The sequence below is a fragment of the Actinokineospora lacus genome, assembly GCF_053813445.1.
In genome coordinates, this window is sequence record NZ_JBQERA010000002.1 from 301,311 (window position 1) to 319,784 (window position 18,474).

The window sequence follows — 18,474 nt, forward strand, 5'->3', positions numbered from 1 at the left end:
GACCGGCCCGCTCAGCGACGTTCCACTTTGGACAACCAGCGCTGCAGGGTGACCACCAGCAGCAGGATCGCGCCGCTGACGACCGCCTGCCAGTTGGAGTTCAGCGTGCCGATCTGGTTGATGACGTTCTTGGTGACCTGCAGCAGCAGCACGCCGACCAGGGTGCCGAGGACCGTGCCCGCGCCGCCGGTGAGCAGGGTGCCGCCGAGCACCACCGCGGCGATGACCTCCAGCTCCATGCCCACGCCGAGGATGGTCACCCCCGAGGAGGTGTAGGAGGCCATCATGATCCCGCCCAGGCCCGCCAGCAGCGCCGACACCAGGTACGTCACGACCTTCGCGCGCGCCACCGGCAGGCCCATCAGGTCGGCGGCGTCCTCCTGCCCGCCGATGGCGAGCACCGAGGAGCCGTAGGAGGTGCGGTGCAGGACCAGGCCGCCGACGGCGAAGGCGATCAGCACGATCCAGATGGGGTACCCGATGCCCAGGAAGCTGCCCTGCGCGAGCGTCCGGAACGCCGAGTCGCCGGGCACTTTGTACGTCTTGGCGCCTTCATCGCTGATGAGCAGCAGCAGGCCGCGGGCGAACAGCAGGCCCGCCAGCGTGACGATGAACGGCGGCAGCCCGCCGCGGGCGATGATCAGCCCCTGCGCCAGGCCGATCAGCCCGCACACCGCCAGCGGGAGCAGCAGCGCGACCCAGGTCCCGTGCTGGGCGCCCCACGCCGCCAGCACCCCGCCGAGGGCGAAGACCGACCCGACGGACAGGTCGATCCCGCCGGTCATGATCACGAACGTCATGCCGAGCGCGACCACCGCCAGGAACGACGCCTGCAGGGCGATGCCACCGAGGTTCTGCGCCGTGCCGAAGGAGTCGAAGGCGATGGTCGAGGCGACCAGCGCGACGACCAGGATGACCAGGGCGCCCTGGCGCTGGGCGAGGCGGGCGATGCCCGCGCGCGGGGCGGTGGTGCGGACGGTCATGAGCGCGCCTTCCCTCGGCGGGGCCGGGTTCCGCGGCCGGTCTGGGCGTACACCGCGGCCACCACGATCACCGCCTGGGCGAGCTGCGCGGTGGAGTCCGGGATGTCGTGGAAGATCAGGGTCGCGGTGATCAGCTGCATGAGCAGGGCCCCGGCGATGGTGCCCGCGATGCGCACCTGCCCGCCCGACAGCGGTGTCCCGCCGATGACCACCGCGGTGATGGCCGAGAGCTCGACCAGCAGCCCCAGCCGCGTCGGGTCGCTGGCCTGCGAGCGGGCGGCCATCAGCACCCCGGCCATCGCGGCCAGCAGGCCCGCGACCACGTACGTGGTGACGAGCACGCGGCGCACCGGCAGGCCCGCGAGTTCGGCGGCGCGCTTGCTGCCGCCGATCGCGACGAGCTGCCTGCCGTAGGTCGAGCGCCGCACCAGGAACCACACCACCGCCGCCACCGCCGCGGCGATGAGCACCACGTACGGGACGCCGAGCAGCTCCCCGGTGCCGAGCGCGACGATGCCGGGGTCGTTGATGCTCTTGATCTCCCCGCCGAACAGGTTGGCCAGGCCGCGGCCCGCGACCATGATGCCGAGGGTGGCGATGATCGGCTGCACGCCGACCCTGGCCACCAGGAATCCCGCGAGCAGCCCGGTGGCCACCCCCGCCGACAGGCCGATCGCGGTCGCGGCGACCGTGCCGTAGCCGATGTAGAGCGGGATCAGCGCCGCGGCCAGGGCCATGACCGCGCCCACCGACAGGTCGATGCCCTCCGTCCCGATGACCAGGGCCATGCCCAGCGCCACGATCAGCACCGGCGCGACCTGGACCAGCTGCAGCCGCAAGGTGCCCGTGCTGACGAAGTTGTCGGTGACCACGACGTTCACCGCGACCAGCAGGGCCAGCGCCAGGTAGACGCCGTTGCGCCGCACCCAGTCCCAGTCCACCCCCGAGCGCTTCGGCGGCGGCTCCGGCGCCGCCGCGCTGTCGGCGGGGGGAGTGATGGTGCTCGGGCGGTCAGTCATCTCCAGCTCCTCGCGGGTCCCCGGCCAGCGCGGCGAGCAGCGCCGTGCTGGTGACGCGCTCGCCCGCCAGCTCGTCGGCGACCGTGCCCTCGTGCAGGACCACGATCCGGTCGGCGCCCTCGACCAGCTCGTCCATCTCGCTGGAGATCAGCACCACCGCCAGGCCCTGCGCGGCCAGCTCGTCGATCAGCGCCTGCACCTCGGCCTTGGCGCCGACGTCGATGCCCCTGGTGGGCTCGTCGAGCAGGAACACCTTCGGCTCGGTGCACAGCCACCGGGCGATCAGCACCTTCTGCTGGTTGCCGCCGGAGAGCTCGCGCACCTTCTGCGCCGGGCTCGACGCCTTGATCCGCAGCCGGGCCATCAGCGTGCCCACCACCGCGTCGATCCTGGACTCCGACACCAGCCCGCCCCGGGAGAGCCGGGGCAGCACGGCCAGCGCGATGTTGTCGCGGACCGAGAGGTCGGGGATGATCCCCTCCGCCTTGCGGTCCTCGGAAAGCAGCGCGACGCCCGCGCGCAGGGCGTGCGCGACGGAGTTCGCCCGCACCCGCCTGCCCTCGACCTCGACCGCGCCCGCCTGCGTGGGCAGCGCGCCGTAGACCGCCTTGACGGTCTCGCTGCGCCCGGACCCGAGCAGCCCGCCGAGCCCCAGGACCTCACCGGGGCGGACCGCGAAGCCGACCCCGGCCAGCCGCCCGCGCGCGGTGACGCCGGAGACGGTGAGCACCGGCGCGCGGTCCTGCCGGTGCGTCTCGCCGAACTCGGTGGCGCCCTCCTGGGCGACCTGCTCGGTGTCCCGGCCGAGCATGTGCGCGAGCAGCCCGACGCGGTCCAGCCCGCGCATCGGGCCGGTGTGCACCCGCGAGCCGTCGCGCAGCACGGTGACCCGGTCGCACAGCCGCCACAGCTCGTCGAGGCGGTGGGAGACGAAGACCAGGCCGACGCCGCGCTCGCGCAGCCCGCGGGCCACCCGGAACAGGGTGGTCACCTCCCTGGCCTCCAGCGACGACGTCGGCTCGTCCATGATCACCACCCGGCTGTCCACCGACACCGCCCTGGCCAGCGCCACCATCTGCTGCACCCCGAGCCCGAGGCGGCCGAGGTCGGCGGTGACCTCGACGTCGACGCCGAGGTCGCCGACCAGCTCCGCCGCGGCGCGGTTCATCGCCCGCACGTCGATCAGGCCGAGGCGGGTGCGCGGCTCGCGGCCGAGGAAGATGTTGCGCGCCACCGAGAGCAGGGGAACCAGGTTCACTTCCTGGTAGATCGTGGAGATCCCCGCCGCCTGCGCGTCCGATGGCCGGTGGAAGCCGATGGGGGCGCCCGCGAACCGCACCTCGCCGGAGTCCGGCGGGTGCACCCCGGTGAGGACCTTGATCAGGGTGGACTTGCCCGCGCCGTTCTCGCCGACCAAGGCGTGGATCTCCCCCGGTTCGAGGGCGAAGTCCACGCCCCGCAGGGCCCGCACGCCACCGAAGGACTTGGTGACGTCCCTGGTCTCCAGGATGCTCACCGGGATGCTCCCTCGTCGCCGTCGCCTAGAACGAGTTGCCGAGTTCGGCCTTGGCGTTGTCGGCGTTGTACTCGTCGTCCTCGATGATCACGTCCTCGGGGATGGCCTCGCCCGCGTAGAACTTCTTCGCGATCTCGAAGGAGAGCGGGCCGAAGCGCGGGTTGGACTCGATCACCGCGTTGATCTTTCCGTCCACAATGGCCTGCACGGCGTTGCGCGTGCCGTCGATGGAGACGATCTTGACGTCCGTGCCCGGCTGCTTGCCCGCCGCCTGCACCGCGGTCACCGCGCCGAGGCCCATCTCGTCGTTGTGCGCGTAGATCGCGGTGATGCCCGGGTTGGACTGCAGCAGCTGCTCGGCGACGGCCTGGCCCTCGTCGCGGGCGAAGTTGGCGGTCTGCTCCGCGACGATCTCCAGGCCGGGGTACTCGGCCTTCACCTGGTCCTTGAACCCGGCGTTGCGGTTGTCGGTGACGTTGTTGCCGGAGGACCCGAGCAGGATGGCCACCTTGCCCGTGCCGCCGGTCGCCTTGTTCATCGCGTCGGCCGCGCGCTTGCCCTGCTCGTAGAAGTCCGAGCCGATGAAGGCGATGTAGTGCTCGCAGTGGGTGTTGGTGACCTTGCGGTCGATGGTGAGGACCGGGACGCCCTTCTGCTTGGCTGCGTCGAGGGCCGGGTCGAGGCCGTCGGAGTTGACCGGCGCGACGATCAGGAACTGCGCGCCCTGGTTGAGCAGGTTCTGGATGTCGGCGATCTGCTTGGGCAGCTCGCCGTTGGCGTTGGTGACCAGCAGCTGCTTGACGCCCACGTCCTCGGCCGCCGCGCGGATCGATGCCGTCTCCGCCGCCCGGAAGGCCGCGGTGTCGGGTTCGGACTGGGAGAAGCCGACGACGGCGCCGCTGAGGTCCAGCTTCTCGGCGCCGTGCTTCTCCAGGGCGCAGGTGCTCCCGCTCGCCTGGCTCTCCTTGACGACCTGCTCGTCGTTGCCGCCCGCGCCCGGTGCGGGGGCCGCGTCCTGGCCGGGGTTGGTGCAGCCCGCGAGGGCGACGGCGCACGCGGCGGCGAGCGCCCACCGCTGGGCTTTCGTCCGTGTCATCAATGACTCCTGCTGTCGGTGGGAGCCGGTGGGCGGGGCCGGAACCGACCCCGCCCACCGGCGCTCTGGCTCGTTCGGTGGGACCGCGTAGCGCCGCCTGCGCTCAGATCGTCTGCCTGCCCCCGGCCGGGCAGCGGTGCGATCCATTTGACGTCCACTCCGAACAAATGTCAACACTTATCACCACGAAACGAGTGGGTTTCAACATCGGCTCGGGGAGCGCACGAGCTGGAGGCTAGTCCAGTCGCGATGGTCCAGGCCAGTGGTCAGCGCGACGAATCCTCTTGCGGGGCAAGCGATACATGTTGTTAGCGATAACATGGGACCGACCGCCGGAGTTCGTTGCTCCGTCCGGCTGGCGAGCGTCGTGCCCGGCCGATGAAACAGAATCCAACAGAAACCCCTGATCGAATGTGATTGGTCAGGCGGAGGACGCCGTGTCCAGGTGGGCCAGGTGCACCACCGCGCCCGCGGCCCTGAGCCTGTCCAGCTCCTCGGCGGGGGCGCGGCTGTCGGTGAAGACGTGGGCGATCTCGCCCGGCGCCACGGTCTGGACCATCGTGTTCACGCCGATCTTGGTGTGGTCGGCGATGACGGCCACCTCGTCGGCGATCGCGGCCATCGCCCGGTCCACCCCGGCCACCGCGGCGTTCGGTGTGGACAGTCCGTGACCGGCGGAAAGGCCGTTGCCGGACAGGAAGGCGCGCTGCACCCGCAGTCCGCTTATGGCCTGCTCGGCGGCGCTGCCCACCAGGGCGAAGATCGACCCGCGCAGGATGCCGCCCGGCATGATCACCTCGATGCCCCTGGCCCTGGCCAGCACCTGGGCCACCAGCAGCGAGTTGGTGACCACCGTCAGGTCGGGCAGCCGGGCCAGCCGCCGCGCGAGGGCCTGCGTCGTGGTGCCCGCGCCGAGGACGATGGCGTCGCCGGGGGAGACCAACTCGGCGGCCAGGTCGGCGATGGCGGCCTTCTCCTCGCCCGCCACCTGCGCCTTCTCCGAGTAGCTCGGCTCGTAGGTCGGCCGGTCGGTGGCCACGGCGCCGCCGTGCTTGCGGGCCAGCAGCCCCTCGTCGGCGAGGAAGCGCAGGTCACGGCGGATGGTGACCTCGCTGGTCTTGACGATCCTGGCCAACTCCCGCAGCGACACCGCTCCATTGGTCCGAACCAGTTCCAGGATCACCTGTCGACGTTCGGCGGCGAACATGACTTCGGACCGTAACCCAGACCGCGCCGTTTGGGGAGACGCACTTTGTGCGGGGCGTGATCGGCCGGTGACCGTTTCCGGGCGGCCGGTGCGCCACTTTCGATCAATGCCTGGCGCTTTCGCACCGATCCCGGTACCACCTGGTTATCCCGCAACGGCCCGCAGGGAGGGCAGATGACGGACAGCAGGCAGGCCCCGGCCGACATGCGCGCCCAGATCGAGCGGCTCCACGCCGACGGGATCATCGGCTGTCAGAACGCCTTCCCGGTGGACTGGGTGGACCGCTTGGGCGAGGACATCGGGCAGCTTTTCGCCGAGGCCCGCGCGCGTCCCGACGGCGCGATCGGCCGCGGGCCCAACCGCTTCTACGTCGAGATCCACCCGCAGCGGCTGCGCGGGTTCGTCGACCTGGTGACCCACCCGTGGGTCAGCGCCGTGTGCCGGTCGGTGCTCGGGGAGGACTACCGGATCGTCGAGATCGGCTTCGACATCCCGCTGCCCGGCGCGGTCGACCAGCCGTGGCACCGGGACTTCCCCGCGCCGCGGGAGACCGTGCTCGATCACCGGTTCACCTCGCTGGCGTTCAACATCACCACCGTCGACGTGACCCCGGACATGGGCCCCTTCGAGATCGCGCCCGGGACCCAGTGGGAGGACTCGCCCGACTTCGAGCACGGCATGTTCCCGCCCAGGGCCGACTGGCCGCGCTACGCCGGGCTGGCCAGGCGCAGGCTCACCCGGCGCGGGGACATCTCCGCGCGCAGCGCCCTGACCATCCACCGCGGCACGGCGAACACGTCCGCCACGCCGCGGCCCACCCTCGTGCTGGGCGTCGACGCGCCCGGGGCGGGCAACGACGAACGCCACGACCTGGTCTGCACCCGTGACTACCACGCCCGACTGCCCGATGAGGTCCGCGCCCACCTGCCCGTGCGGCTGGTGGACGAGCTGGCGCCCATCGCGCAGAAGCACACCATCGAGGGCCTGGTCATGGGTGTGTCCGGAAATCCAAAGGAGAACAGATGACGGTACGCGGAATCGATCGACGCACCCTGCTGCTCGGCGCGGGCGCGGCGGGTGCGATGACCGGCTTGCTCGGCGCCGCCCCCGCGGCGGCGGCCCCCGGCCTGAGCCCCTTCGACCTGCACTTCTCCACCACCCACAAGTACCGCCCGTTCGACCTGATCGCACCGAATTTCGTCCAGTACGACACCGCGATCACCCCGGCCCCGCGCGCGACGCTGGTGCACACCGGGGTGCGGCCCCGGGCGCCGTACGGCTCGGTGCTGGTGGAGGTCCAGCGGGTCGAGGGCGCCGGGGTGGTCGTCGCGGGCCTGGCCGGTGGCGGCACGTCGGTCCTGGGCACGCTCGACCCGAGCGCCGGGCGGGCCACGATCGAGGTGACCGTCAACGGCACGACCACCGTGGTCAAGTCCGCCGAGGCGCGGGTGAGCGGGCCGTTCCGGTTCGCCGTCGTGGTCAACGAGAACGCCGTCACCGCCCTGGTCGACCCCACCGGCACGGGCACGGGCTGGCAGCCGCTGCTCAGCGAGCGCGACAAGGTGCGCGCGCTGGTCGACTTACGCGTGCCCGCGGTGCTCGGCGCCCTCAGCTACACCTACGGCGGGCGCGGTGACGGGTCGGTCGCCATCGGCCGGGTCCAGGCGGGGTACTACGGCCAGGCGGGCGTGCGCGACCCGCACGTGGTGCAGCACGCCGACGGCAGGCCGTTCATCCGCGACGGCAAGCTGTACCTGACCATGACCAACGCCGGGCTCGGGTTCTTCCAGCAGGCGCACTGGGCGGTGTGGACGCTCGACCTGGCCGACCCGACCCGCCTCGAACAGGTCGCGGTGCTGTTCTTCGAGCGCGACGGCGTGGTCCTCGGCGACCACGCGGGCCAGATCGTCTACGACGACCGCGCCCGCCGGTTCATCCTCACCATGAGCTCCTGGGGCGACTTCGCCTTCCGTGGCGTGCACATCCGCCACGCCACCACCACCGCGAACGTCCTCTCCGGCGTCCACGTCATCCCCACCGCGCGCCTGCCCCTGCCCACCAGCGTCAGCTCGTGGGACCCGTCGCTGACCCGCATCGACGGCCGCTGGCACCTGGCCTTCGTGGAGAGCGAGGCCCAGCAGCCCGCGTTCGTCTTCCACCCCGCCCTGGCCATCGCCCCCCGCGGCGCGGACTACACCCAGACGAGGCTGGTGGGCGCGGACAACAGCCTCGACCAGACCGAGGGCCCCATCATCCAGCGCGTCGGGCGCGACTGGTACGTCTTCGCCAGCGACGGCGACGCCCGCGAGTACCCGGTCTACGACATGGCCATGCGCAAGCTCGGCACCCTCGACGCCCCGTACGGCACGAACATCCCGCACCCGATGCTCCTCCCGGTGGGGCGCGAGTGGTGGATGATCACCTTCGACGGCACCCAGTACGCCGAGCCGGTCCTGGGCTACGGCGGCCACGGCGACCTCATTGTGATGCGCGCCCGGGTTTGAGAACTCGCCGCAGATTCTCCGCCGCCGATGTGTGTTTTCCCGCCATCCGTGGGTAGTCCCCCCTCAACGAGGACGTCATCGGCCCGTGTCGCGGGCCGACAGGTTCCTCACGCGAGGACGAAGGAGGATGAGCGTGACATCCACTCATGGCTGGCAGGGCGATTCCGCCAACGGGACGGCGGACAAGGTCCGCCACGAGGGCAGGGCCGTCGCGCAGACGACAGCCGAGGAGGGCAAGGGCGTCGCGCGAGAGGCGCGCGCCCAGGGCCAGGCGGTCGTCGACCAGGCCAAGGGCGAGGCCCGCAAGGTCGCGCAGGACGCCAAGTCGCAGCTGCGGGACCAGGCCGAGGAGCAGACGAAGAAGGTCGGTGAGTCGCTGCGGCGCCTGGGCGAGCACGTGGACGCGCTCGCCCAGGGCAGGCCCGAGGAGGCCGGGCCGCTGACCGACTACGTGCGGCAGGCCGCCGACAAGATCCACGAGGTCGTCGGCCGGGTGGAGTCGCGCGGCTTCGAGGGAATCGTGCAGGACGCCGAGAGCTTCGCGCGCAGGCGGCCGGGGACGTTCCTCCTCGTCGCCGCGGCTGCCGGGTTCTCCGCCAGCAGGTTGCTGCGCGCGGGCAGTGAAGCCCGCAAGGAGGAGTCCCAGAGCGGGGTGTCCGCCAGTGGGGCGCCCGCCACGGACGAGCTGACCGCGCAGTACTCCCACCAGGCCGCCGCGCCGCCGATGCCGGTGTCGACGATGCCGGAGGTCGAGACGCCGCTGTACCAGGGAGGGCCCCAGTATCAGGGAGGGTCGCCGTACCAGGATGGGCCGCCGTACCAGGGCGGGCCTCAGTACCAGGAAGGGTCGCCGTACCAGGGCGGGCCTCAGTACCAGGGAGGGTCGCCGTACCAGGGCGGTGCGCGGTCATGACGCAACCCCACATCGACCACCGAGCGGCCGATTCCCCGCCGAGGCGCCAAGACGAGTCGATCGGCCAGCTGCTGAGCGAGGCGACCCGCGACATCAGTGAGCTGATGCGCAAGGAGTTGCAGCTGGCCAAGGTCGAGATGCGCGAGGAGGCGCGGAAGGCGTCCAAGGCGGGCGGCAAGCTCGGCGCCGCGGCCGTGATCGGCTACCTCGCGCTGCTGCTGATGTCCTTCGCGATCGCGTGGGGCCTGTCCGAGGTGGCCAACATGGACGTCGGCTGGGCGTTCCTGATCGTCGCGGTCCTGTACGGGATCGCGGCGGCGGTGCTCTTCACGAGCGGCCGCAAGCAACTCCGGGAAGTCTCCCCGATCCCGCGCCAGACCGTCGAAACGCTGAAGGAGGACGCAGAATGGGCACGAGCGCAAACGAAATAAGGCACGAGATCGAGCAGACCCGCAACCACCTCGGCTCGACGATCGATGAGGTGACCGACCGGGTCACCCCCGGCCGCATCGCCGATCGCGGCAAGCAGCGGGTCCGCCAGAAGCTGCGCGGCACCAGGGACAAGGTGATGGGCACCAAGGACAAGGTCATGGGATCCACCAAGGACAAGGTCATGGGATCCAAGGACTCGATGATGGACAGCGCCGAGCACGGCCTGCGCCAGGTCGAGGAGCAGACCAAGGGCAACCCCCTCGCCGCGGGCCTGATCGCCTTCGGCGGCGGGATGCTCGCCGCGACCCTGCTGCCCACGACCAAGAAGGAGCAGCAGGTCGCCCAGGCCGTCGGCGAGCACGCCCAGCCGCTGATCGACCAGGCCAAGCAGGTCGGCGCGGAACTGGGCGAGAACCTCAAGGACACCGCCGCGGAAGCCGCGCACAACGTCCAGGACAAGGCCAAGGAAGCGGCGCAGAACGTCAAGCAGGACGCCGCCTCCTCAGTCGAGAACGTCCGCGGCCAGGCCCAGCAGAGCGCGGGCAACGTCCAGCACGACGCCCGCCGCCAGATGTAGTCAGCCAGATGTAGTCAGCCAGATGTAGTCAGGACGCGCGGAAAGACCAGCGGTGGAGGGCCGAACCCCGGCCCTCCACCGCTTTCTGCTGCTTTCTACCGCCGGCGCTGTTGAAGCCGCCACCGCCGGCGCCGTTGGAGACATCAGCGCCGTTGGAGGGGAACGCGGCCGTGGGCGGTGATCCAGGTGTGCCCGGCGGGTTCCTCGTCCAGGAGCGTGGTGATGTCCTCGGCGGGCAGCGCGGTTCCGAAGAGCGGTCCGTGCGCGTGGCACACGGTGTGGAGCCGCGCGTCGTGGATCTGGTCGGGAGTGGTGATGCCGTCGAGCTGCACGGTGTACCCCAGGTCCGCGGTGATGCCCATCAGGGAGTGGGCGACGCCGCGGATGCCGCGGTGCTCAGGACTGTTGTGCAGGTGGGTCGTCAGCGGTCGCGGGATGATCACGCCGGTCAGGGGGATCGCGGTGAGGTGGCCGAACGCGGCGAACCGGGTGCCGAAACCGCGCAGTTCCAGGCTGGTTCCCATGCCCTCCAGCGCCTCGATGTGGGGGCGGGTCCTGTTGTCGTCGCCCAGGAACGCCTCGGCCGGGAGGGCCAGGTGCAGCAGGTGCGGAGGAAGGCCCGACGCGCTGAGCGCGTCCCGGGTGGCGGTGTTGAGGGCCCACCGGGCGAGGGGGAGGTCCATGCCGAGTTCGTCGGCCGCGCCGACGACCCGGTCCGCGGCGATGTCGCCGTAGTCGGGGTGGTTCCACCGGATGTGGATGCGCAGCCCCGCGATGGCGGTGTCGTCGACCCGGACGATCGGACTGTAGGTCAGTGCGAGCTCGTCGTGGGCCAGCGCGTCGGGCAGCGCGGCGATGAGGCTGGTGCGCGCCTGCCCGTCCGACCCGTTGTCGATGATGGTCCACGGCCTGCGGGTGGTGGTCGTCTCGTTGTCGAGCGCGCTCTCGGCGCGCGCGAGCAGGTCCCCGGCGGTGAGGCCGCGGGTGTTGGCCTCGGCCACCCCGACCCGTGGTGTGATGGCGAAGCGGTGCTTGCGGGCGGGGACGGGCTCGGACAGCCACGCGGAGAGCCGCTTGATCGTGTCCGCCGCGGCGGCCCAGCTCTGCCGGTCACCGATCATGACGGCCAGGGTGTCCCGGTCGAGCCTGGCGGTGATCGTGTCGGGCAGCCCGGCGAGCGCCGCGGCGGTGCGGGCGGCCAGGGTCTTGATGACGAGGTCGCTCAGGTGCAGGCCGAGCTCCCGGGTGATCCTCGTCAGGCCCACCAGGCGGATCACGCAGATCCCGACCGTCCGGTCCGCCAGGTCGTCCCGGACGCTGGTCGAGTCGAGCAGGTTCTGCACGCTCGCGAGGAAGGCGCGTCGGGACGGCAGGTTGGTCACCTCGTCGCGGTTGGCGAGCTGGTCGAGGTGGCGCCGCCACACGTGGTGGTTCGTCGCGTCCTCGAACACCGCGCACACGCGGCCCGGGTTGTGCGCGTTGCCCGGGTGCCACTGCAGGGTGAGGCGCACCCACGCCTTGAACGTGCCCTCCGGCCAGGCGACCGCGTAGTCGACGTGCAGGGGCACGGCGGGGGACAGGGACTCGATGATGTCCTTGACCGTGATGGAGTCCGCGGCGGTGTAGCCGGTGTCCTCCAGGTAGCAACCCTGGTCGTCGCCGAGGGCGAGCAGTGCCTTGGCCGCGCCGTTCGCGCCCAGGACCACCCCGCGGCGGTCCAGCACCATCATCGGGACGTCGGCGCAGGTTTCCATGGACTGCGTGAAGGTGTACGGATCGGAGGCGACCATCGCGTGGGCCCGTTGCTCCCGCATCGCGCCGACGTTCTTGGTGTTGCTCAGCTGCCCGTCGAGCAGCCGCTCGACGACCGCCTGCGCGTAGCCCGCGGCCAGCGCGGCGAGGACCTTCGCGCGCACGGGGTGGCCGTCGTCGTCCCGGCCGCGGTGGTGGTGCTCGATCCAGGGGATGAGCACCTGCAGGAGGTCCTCGAAGGCGGCGGGCATCACCCGCAGGCGTTCGCCGAGTTCCGCGCCCGCCTCCCGCGCCACCTGCGCGAGCTCGCGGGGGCTGGAGCGCACGATCCGCTCCACGATCCCGAGCAGCGCGTCCTCCAGGGCGGCCGGACTGTGCGGGGTGTGGGTGCGCGCCGCCAGCGCCTGCGCCCACGCGGACGCGGCGTCGCTCAGCGGGAGGACGTCGCCGACGGACCCGGCGGGCTCGCTCGCGTCCTCGGCGAGCTTGAACAGGCGACGGGCCTCCAACTCGAGCGTCGCGGGGTCGTACTGCCCGCGAATGGCCTGCCCGGCTCGGCGAATCCTGCGCGTCACGGCCTGGTGCTGTCGGTAGGCTCGAGTGCCGGGAATACGGCTGAGGAAAAGGCTAAGCATCGCGGGCCCCGATTCCGCAGATATCGTGCGGTTGGCTGTCATTCTTGGCGCTGTGCTCCGGTGCCGGGTCGGCGGCCGGGCGGGATCGGCGCGGCGCGCGGCGCTGGGGCGGCTCCCCGAAGCCCTGTCTGGCCAGCTCCGCCTTGGCCCGCCGCATGCTCTTGCGCACGGCCGCCTCGCTCTTCCCCAGCACCGCGGCGATCTCGCGCACGTCCAGCTCTCCCACGACCAGGTGCATGACCTCCTGCTGGGCCTCGGGCAGCAGCGCGATGGCCTTGACGAGTTCGCGCACCTCGCAGGCCAGCAGTGGATCGGCGGCCCTCGTCTCGACGACGTCACCGGCCGATTCGAGCGGCACATGCTTCCGCGCGAGCTTGAGACTGTCGATGGCGACCCGCTGCGCGACTCGAAAGAGGTACCCGCGCCTATTGCTGATCGCGTCCCATTTGCCCAGTGTGCGCAGCCAGGCTTCCTGCGCGACGACTTCGGCGTCCACGGACGGGAATCTGTGCTTCAGGTAGTGGAGCAGGCCAGGCCGACCGCGGCGTGCAGGTCCGAGAACTCCTGCTGACGGCGACGGCGGATCTTGCCGGTGCCCGGGTCGTCCTGTGTCACCGCCCCGAGCCCTCGTGCGGGTCGATGATCACGATTGTCGGCGCGACCGGCTGCGGGACGGCTGGTGGCGTGAACTGGCATGTCCAGCCCCGCGGTGTCCAGCCCTGCGGTGTCCAGCTCCGCAGCGTCCAGCCGAGAAGAAACGCGGCGGGGCAGAACCAGCCCGCCAGCGCGACGGCCGTGGTGTTCAAGTTGGCCTCCGGTGCTTCGCCCGCTCTCGGGGCGCTCGCCAGAACGACGCGCTCGGCCCCGGAACGAGGACACCGAGTCACACGATCGTGTGACTTGCCACCACGATGACCAGCACGTTCGGCTGCCGCTGGAGGTGGAAGCGAAAAGCGCCACACTGCCCGGTTGCTGGCAGTGTGGCGCTGGGAGTGGTTTCGCGGGGTCAGCCCGCGGCGCAGGAGACCGTGGGCCAGGTTCTGTTGCCGTTGTGCTGGATGGTGACGCCCCAGTTGTTCCCGCTGCCGTTCGGTCTGGCGACCAGTTGCTGGGCGGAGGGGTAGCTGGTGCCGACGTTCCAGGTGGAGATGACCTTGGCGGGGGAGGGGACGTTCATCGTCACGGTCCAGGAGCTGGAGCCGGACACGGCGACGTTGAGGTTGTAGCGGTCGCTCCACTGGTCGCCCGCGGACAGGGAGGCGGTGCAGCTGCCGCCTCCGCCGCCCCCGCCGCCGCCGCTGCCCAACGTGATGTTGGAGCTGCCGCTGCTCTGGTAGCCCTCGGTGGCCATGATCATGTAGTCGTGGGCGCCCAGGCTCATCCCGTTGCGGGACCACGCGTCGAAGTGGTTGCCCGAGGTGATGGTGCCGCCGGTCTTCTTCGACTGGCGGACGCTCCAGTACTGGTTGAAGGTCTTGATGCCGTCGATCGACGGGGCGTTGTAGCGCGTCGTCTGGTAGATGTCGTACGTGCCGCCGTCGCTGGTGACGGTGCCCTTGTACGTGCCGGTGGGCCGATAGGTGCCCCAGTTGTCGACGATGTAGTACTCCACGAGCGGGTTTCTCGTCCACCCGTAGAGCGTCAGGTAGGAATTGCCGGAGGGGTTGAAGGTGCCCGAATAGGTCACCGCCCTGCGGCTGCCGGTCCGCCACCCCTTGCCCGCGACGAAGTTCCCGGTGTTGCGCCACGAGGTGCTGTAATTGCCGCCCCCGCCCAGCTCCATCGAGACCGTGCCCTGGCTGTCGGTCCAGAATGAATAGAAATAGCCGTCGTGGGTGCCGGTCTGGTTTGTCGAGATGGCCGCGTTGGCCGTGCCGGGTGCGATTGTCGCGGCCGCGACCAGCGCGATGGCGAAGGCACGGCCGAGCAGTCTGATGGCTCCACGTCTGCGGCTGGGCGCGGGGGCAGGGGCGGTCTTCATGGGCGTGCGTCCTCCTCGGTGAGGCAGGCGTTGTCAACGCGGCGCGGAATGGCCGACCGCCATGCGGTCGGAATACCGGTTGCGGGGTGACTCCCGATCAGCAGTGGTCAAGTCTGCCGATAGAGCCAGTATCAGACTGGCTCCGAGCGGTAGTCAACGGTTTTCGTTAATGTTTCGGAAATCATGGCTTTACCTGCGGTTTTCGGGAGGTCATAGGATTATCGAAACCCGGCAGGCATTGCGAAAATTTCGAATCGGCGGGCAGGGCCGGTTCCTCGGCCGCGGTGCCCTCTGGCAGACGCCGACAGGGGCGGACCGTGTGGTCCGCCCCTGTCGGCGCGCGGGCTGGATGGGGTCAGGGCAGGGGGATGCGCAGCACGGTGCCGGTGCCCGCGCACACGCCGCAGTCGGTGACGTAGGCGGCGTTGTCCTTGATCACGAGGCCGCCGGGGCCGGTCAGGTCGGTGGTGAGGACCTGGTGCGCGCCGTCGCGGCCGACCTTGATCAGGGCGCCGGTCTGGTCGCCGGAGAGCAGGCCGTTGTGGGCCACCTCGAGGACGTGGAGGGAGCCGTGGCGGTCGAAGGCGATGTCGATGATGTTGGTGAAGCCGGTGGCCACGACGGTCGGCTCCCGGCCGGGGACCACCCGGAACACGCTGGCCTTGCCGACGGGGAAGGGGAAACCGGTGAGCTGACCGACGTAGTACGCCCCGTCCGGGCCGACGACGACGGCCGTGGGCACCGCCTGGGCGGTGATCACGGAGCCGGGCGGCATCCCCAGCTCCGGCGGCGCCTCGACGTCCTGGCTCGGGAACCGGGCGATCGTGGTGGTGCGGCCGTCCAGCCCGACGCGGACCAGGGTGTTGCCCGCCGCGTCGGCGACGGCCACGCCCGCGCCGGTGACGGCGAGGGAGTTCGGGTTGCCGCCGTCGGGGTCGGTCCGGATGGCGTAGCCGGCGATGTCGGTGATCCGCACGGCCCGGCCCGCCACCGCGGCCATCAGCCACCCGGCGTCCTGGCCCGCGGCGGGGAGGACGGTGGGGCGCGTGTGGGCGGCGATCACCAGGCCGTTGGTGAACACCGGCAGCCCGCCGACGAAGGCCACGTCCGACGGGCCGATCGCGCGTGAGCCGTCGACCGGGGCGATCGACGGCAGACCGGTCACCACCCGGTGCTGGCGGCCGCGGTTGACCCTGGTGATGGAACCCGTGGCGCCGAAGCACTCGACGTCGGCCTGGCTGCCGGGAAAGCACGGCCCGGCGCCGCCGGTGCCGGACTCGGCGACGTACAGCGACCCGTCGGGCGCGAATGCCAGGCCGTGCGGGCTGTTGAGCCCGGTCGCGATCGTGGTGACACCCCCGTCGGCCGTGGCGACCGCGGGGGTGAGCAGGGTGAGGATGAGTGCGGCGCCGATGGCCGACCCCATCCTGGCTCGGATGGTCACGTTGAGCTCCTCCCAGAACGTGTTTGTCCACTCAGGACCAGCAGGGGAAAGCGTGCCCGGGTGACCGAGTGTCGGCGCACCACCGCAACCGGCCCGCAAGATCGACACGTTTCCGCACGCCAACCGCCTTGCCGCACAAGGACGTTCAGAGGAGACGGCAGGCAAGCACGCGCGGCGGGTGGGCGACAGGCCAACCAAGCGCCGCTCACAGGAGCCCGGAAATCAGGGGCCTGCGGCTCGCCGGTCACACGCGGGTGTAGCGCTCGGCGAGGCGGTGGAGCTTGGCGCGCAGTTCCGGCGGGGACTCGACGGTGAAGTCCATGTCCAGCATGCCGATGTAGGCGGCGATGGTGTCCAGCGAGTCCGCGCCGGTGACCAGGACCGAGGTGGTGCCGGTGACGGCCTCGACGACGCCGACGGCCGGGTTGATCCGGTCGAGCACGGCCGCCGCAGGGGCCGCGATGAGCAGGCGGGCGTGCACGTTCCAGCCGCTGCTCGCCACCTGCCGCATGGTGAACGCGGCGTAGTCGCCGCCGGGCAGCGGGGTGGGGGCGAACCGGTGGTGGGTGCGCGTCCGCGGGGTGATGTGGTCCGCGCGGAAGACCTCCCAGCCGCCGCTCGACGGGTCGCGGGCGACGAGGTACCAGCGGCGCTGCCAGGCCAGCAGCCGGTAGGGCTCGACGACGCGCGGCGCGTCCTGGTGGTCGAAGCGGAGCCGTTCGACGTGGTGGATCGCGGCGGCGACCGCCCGCAGGACCGCCGGGTCGACCTCGGGGTCGGGCGCGTCGGTGCCGGTGTTCTCCGGGGCGTGGTCGACGACCGAGGCGACGGCCTCGACCGTGGGGCGCAGCCGCGGCGGGAGCACCTGTTCGAGCTTGGCCAGCGCCCGGGCGCTGGCCGCGGCGATCCCCGCGATGCCGCGGCCCGCCCGCAGCCCGATCGCGACGGCGACCGCCTCCTCGTCGTCGAGCAGCAACGGGGGCAGCTTGCCGCCCGCGCCGAGGCGGTAGCCGCCCGTGGCGCCCCGCGTGGCCTCGACCGGGTAGTCGAGCCCGCGCAGGCGCTCGACGTCGTTGCGGATGGTGCGGGTGCTGACGCCGAACCGCTCGGCGAGTTCGGTCCCGCTCCACGACGGGCGCGACTGGAGCAGCGACAGCAGCGCGAGCAGGCGCGCGGCGGTGTCGGGCACGGCGAACTCCTTCGGCAAGTAGGAACTGAACGTTCCTATATGCACCGTAGCGTCTGAGCCATGACGAACACCGAACTCCGCCCCTTCCGCGTCGAGATCGCCCAGGCCGAGCTGGACGACCTGGCCACGCGCCTCGACCGCGTCCGCCTCCCGCAGCCCGCGCCCGGCGACACCTGGGAGCACGGCACCCCCAACCACTACCTGCGCGAGGCCGTCGAGGCGTGGAAGGCGTTCGACTGGCGCGCCGCGGAGGAGCGCGTCAACGCCCACCCGCACTTCGTGACCGACATCGACGGCCAGCCGATCCACTTCATCCACGCCGAGTCCCCGCACCCCGGCGCCACGCCGCTGCTCCTGGCCCACACCTACCCCGGCTCGTCGGTGGACTACCTCGACCTCATCGACCGGCTCACCGACCCGGTCGCCCACGGCGGGCGCGCGGAGGACGCTTTCCACGTCGTGGTCCCGGACGCGCCGGGCTACGGCTTCTCCACCCCGGTCACCGACAGCGGGTGGACCACCGCCCGCGTCGCCCGCGCCTACGACGCGCTCATGCGCCGCCTTGGCTACCGGCGCTACGGAATCCACGGCTCCGACAACGGCGCCATGGTCGCCAGGGAGCTCGGGCTGCTCGCGCCGGAGGGGTTCATCGGCTTGCACGTGCTGCAGCTGTTCGCCTTCCCGTCGGGCGACCCCGCGGAGTTCGAGCGGCTGGAGCCCCAGGACTACGCCGGCCTGGAGCACATGCGGTGGTTCCAGAAGGTCGGCGGGTACAACACGATGAACGCCAGCCGCCCGCAGACCGTCGCCGCGGGCCTGAGCGACTCGCCGCTGGGCCTGCTCGCCTACAGCGAGCTGTTCAACTCCTTCGGCAACGGCACCTCCCTGGTCCCGCTGGAGACCATCCTCTTGGAGGTCACCGTGGCCTGGTTCGCCAACGCCGCGGCGGGCATGGCCCGCTCGTACTACGACAACGCCGCCGCCGCGACGGACGGGCCCGCCCCCGTGAACACCGCCCCCACCGGCGTCGCCGTCTTCGCCGACGACTTCCAGACGATCCGCGTCTTCGCCGAGCGCGACAACACCAACATCGTGCACTGGAGCCGTTTCGAGCGTGGCGGCCACTTCGCCGCGCTCGAGGTCCCCGACGTCCTCGCCGAGGACATCCGCGCGTTCTTCGCCGCACTGCGCTGAACGCCGGCACGCTGACTGTCCATAATGGAGCA

At 71.3% G+C, this 18,474-nt stretch carries 17 protein-coding genes; 6 read left to right on the forward strand and 11 right to left on the reverse strand.

Annotated elements, in window-relative coordinates; all coding sequences use genetic code 11:
- Positions 1-11: 11 nt before the first annotated feature.
- The 5 genes from ACTG9Q_RS05855 to ACTG9Q_RS05875 all read right to left on the reverse strand — a co-directional run bounded on the left by ACTG9Q_RS05855 (position 12) and on the right by ACTG9Q_RS05875 (position 5,821).
- Positions 12-983, reverse strand: coding sequence for an ABC transporter permease (locus ACTG9Q_RS05855; RefSeq protein WP_455571576.1), 972 nt, complete (start codon positions 981-983; stop codon positions 12-14).
- Complete coding sequence (locus tag ACTG9Q_RS05860; protein WP_455571577.1) at positions 980-2,002, reverse strand: ABC transporter permease; 1,023 nt, start codon at positions 2,000-2,002, stop codon at positions 980-982. The genes ACTG9Q_RS05855 and ACTG9Q_RS05860 overlap by 4 nt, the downstream gene beginning before the upstream one ends.
- A complete protein-coding gene (locus ACTG9Q_RS05865) occupies positions 1,995-3,518 on the reverse strand; it encodes a sugar ABC transporter ATP-binding protein (RefSeq protein WP_455571578.1) in 1,524 nt (507 codons plus the stop codon). Before ACTG9Q_RS05865 ends, ACTG9Q_RS05860 begins: the two co-directional genes overlap by 8 nt.
- Before the next feature lie 25 nt (positions 3,519-3,543).
- Positions 3,544-4,614, reverse strand: a complete 1,071-nt coding sequence (locus ACTG9Q_RS05870) for an ABC transporter substrate-binding protein (protein ID WP_455571579.1) — start codon at positions 4,612-4,614, stop codon at positions 3,544-3,546.
- A 421-nt stretch (positions 4,615-5,035) separates the two neighbouring features.
- Complete coding sequence (locus ACTG9Q_RS05875) at positions 5,036-5,821, reverse strand: DeoR/GlpR family DNA-binding transcription regulator (RefSeq protein WP_455571580.1); 786 nt, start codon at positions 5,819-5,821, stop codon at positions 5,036-5,038.
- A 174-nt stretch (positions 5,822-5,995) separates the two neighbouring features.
- Here ACTG9Q_RS05875 and ACTG9Q_RS05880 point away from each other — a divergent pair, with 174 nt between their 5' ends.
- From ACTG9Q_RS05880 to ACTG9Q_RS05900, 5 genes are all read left to right on the forward strand, one after another.
- Entirely contained in the window at positions 5,996-6,847 is an 852-nt protein-coding gene (locus ACTG9Q_RS05880) for a phytanoyl-CoA dioxygenase family protein (protein ID WP_455571581.1), read from the forward strand.
- Positions 6,844-8,325, forward strand: coding sequence for a hypothetical protein (locus ACTG9Q_RS05885; protein ID WP_455571582.1), 1,482 nt, complete (start codon positions 6,844-6,846; stop codon positions 8,323-8,325). The genes ACTG9Q_RS05880 and ACTG9Q_RS05885 overlap by 4 nt, the downstream gene beginning before the upstream one ends.
- A 133-nt stretch (positions 8,326-8,458) precedes the next feature.
- Positions 8,459-9,238: a hypothetical protein gene (locus tag ACTG9Q_RS05890; RefSeq protein WP_455571583.1), complete on the forward strand. Its 780-nt coding sequence runs from the start codon at positions 8,459-8,461 to the stop codon at positions 9,236-9,238.
- A complete protein-coding gene (locus tag ACTG9Q_RS05895; RefSeq protein WP_455571584.1) occupies positions 9,235-9,669 on the forward strand; it encodes a phage holin family protein in 435 nt (144 codons plus the stop codon). Before ACTG9Q_RS05890 ends, ACTG9Q_RS05895 begins: the two co-directional genes overlap by 4 nt.
- Positions 9,645-10,247, forward strand: coding sequence for a DUF3618 domain-containing protein (locus ACTG9Q_RS05900; protein ID WP_455571585.1), 603 nt, complete (start codon positions 9,645-9,647; stop codon positions 10,245-10,247). The genes ACTG9Q_RS05895 and ACTG9Q_RS05900 overlap by 25 nt, the downstream gene beginning before the upstream one ends.
- A 143-nt stretch (positions 10,248-10,390) precedes the next feature.
- On the opposite strand, the gene ACTG9Q_RS05905 is transcribed toward ACTG9Q_RS05900, so the two are convergent.
- From ACTG9Q_RS05905 to ACTG9Q_RS05930, 6 genes are all read right to left on the reverse strand, one after another.
- Entirely contained in the window at positions 10,391-12,574 is a 2,184-nt protein-coding gene (locus tag ACTG9Q_RS05905; RefSeq protein ID WP_455571586.1) for an EAL domain-containing protein, read from the reverse strand.
- Between the two features lie 52 nt (positions 12,575-12,626).
- Positions 12,627-13,130, reverse strand: a complete 504-nt coding sequence (locus ACTG9Q_RS05910; RefSeq protein WP_455571587.1) for an RNA polymerase sigma factor — start codon at positions 13,128-13,130, stop codon at positions 12,627-12,629.
- 115 nt (positions 13,131-13,245) lie between these two features.
- Complete coding sequence (locus ACTG9Q_RS05915) at positions 13,246-13,440, reverse strand: hypothetical protein (protein ID WP_455571588.1); 195 nt, start codon at positions 13,438-13,440, stop codon at positions 13,246-13,248.
- A gap of 200 nt (positions 13,441-13,640) precedes the next feature.
- On the reverse strand, positions 13,641-14,615 hold the full coding sequence (locus ACTG9Q_RS05920; protein WP_455571589.1) for a glycoside hydrolase family 11 protein: 975 nt from the start codon (positions 14,613-14,615) through the stop codon (positions 13,641-13,643).
- Between the two features lie 355 nt (positions 14,616-14,970).
- Positions 14,971-16,059, reverse strand: a complete 1,089-nt coding sequence (locus ACTG9Q_RS05925) for a ScyD/ScyE family protein (RefSeq protein ID WP_455571590.1) — start codon at positions 16,057-16,059, stop codon at positions 14,971-14,973.
- A gap of 244 nt (positions 16,060-16,303) precedes the next feature.
- On the reverse strand, positions 16,304-17,248 hold the full coding sequence (locus tag ACTG9Q_RS05930; protein ID WP_455571591.1) for a helix-turn-helix transcriptional regulator: 945 nt from the start codon (positions 17,246-17,248) through the stop codon (positions 16,304-16,306).
- A 60-nt stretch (positions 17,249-17,308) separates the two neighbouring features.
- Here ACTG9Q_RS05930 and ACTG9Q_RS05935 point away from each other — a divergent pair, with 60 nt between their 5' ends.
- The gene (locus ACTG9Q_RS05935; RefSeq protein WP_455571592.1) at positions 17,309-18,442 is read left to right on the forward strand and encodes an epoxide hydrolase family protein; all 1,134 of its coding nucleotides are present in this window, start codon (positions 17,309-17,311) and stop codon (positions 18,440-18,442) included.
- Positions 18,443-18,474: the final 32 nt, after the last annotated feature.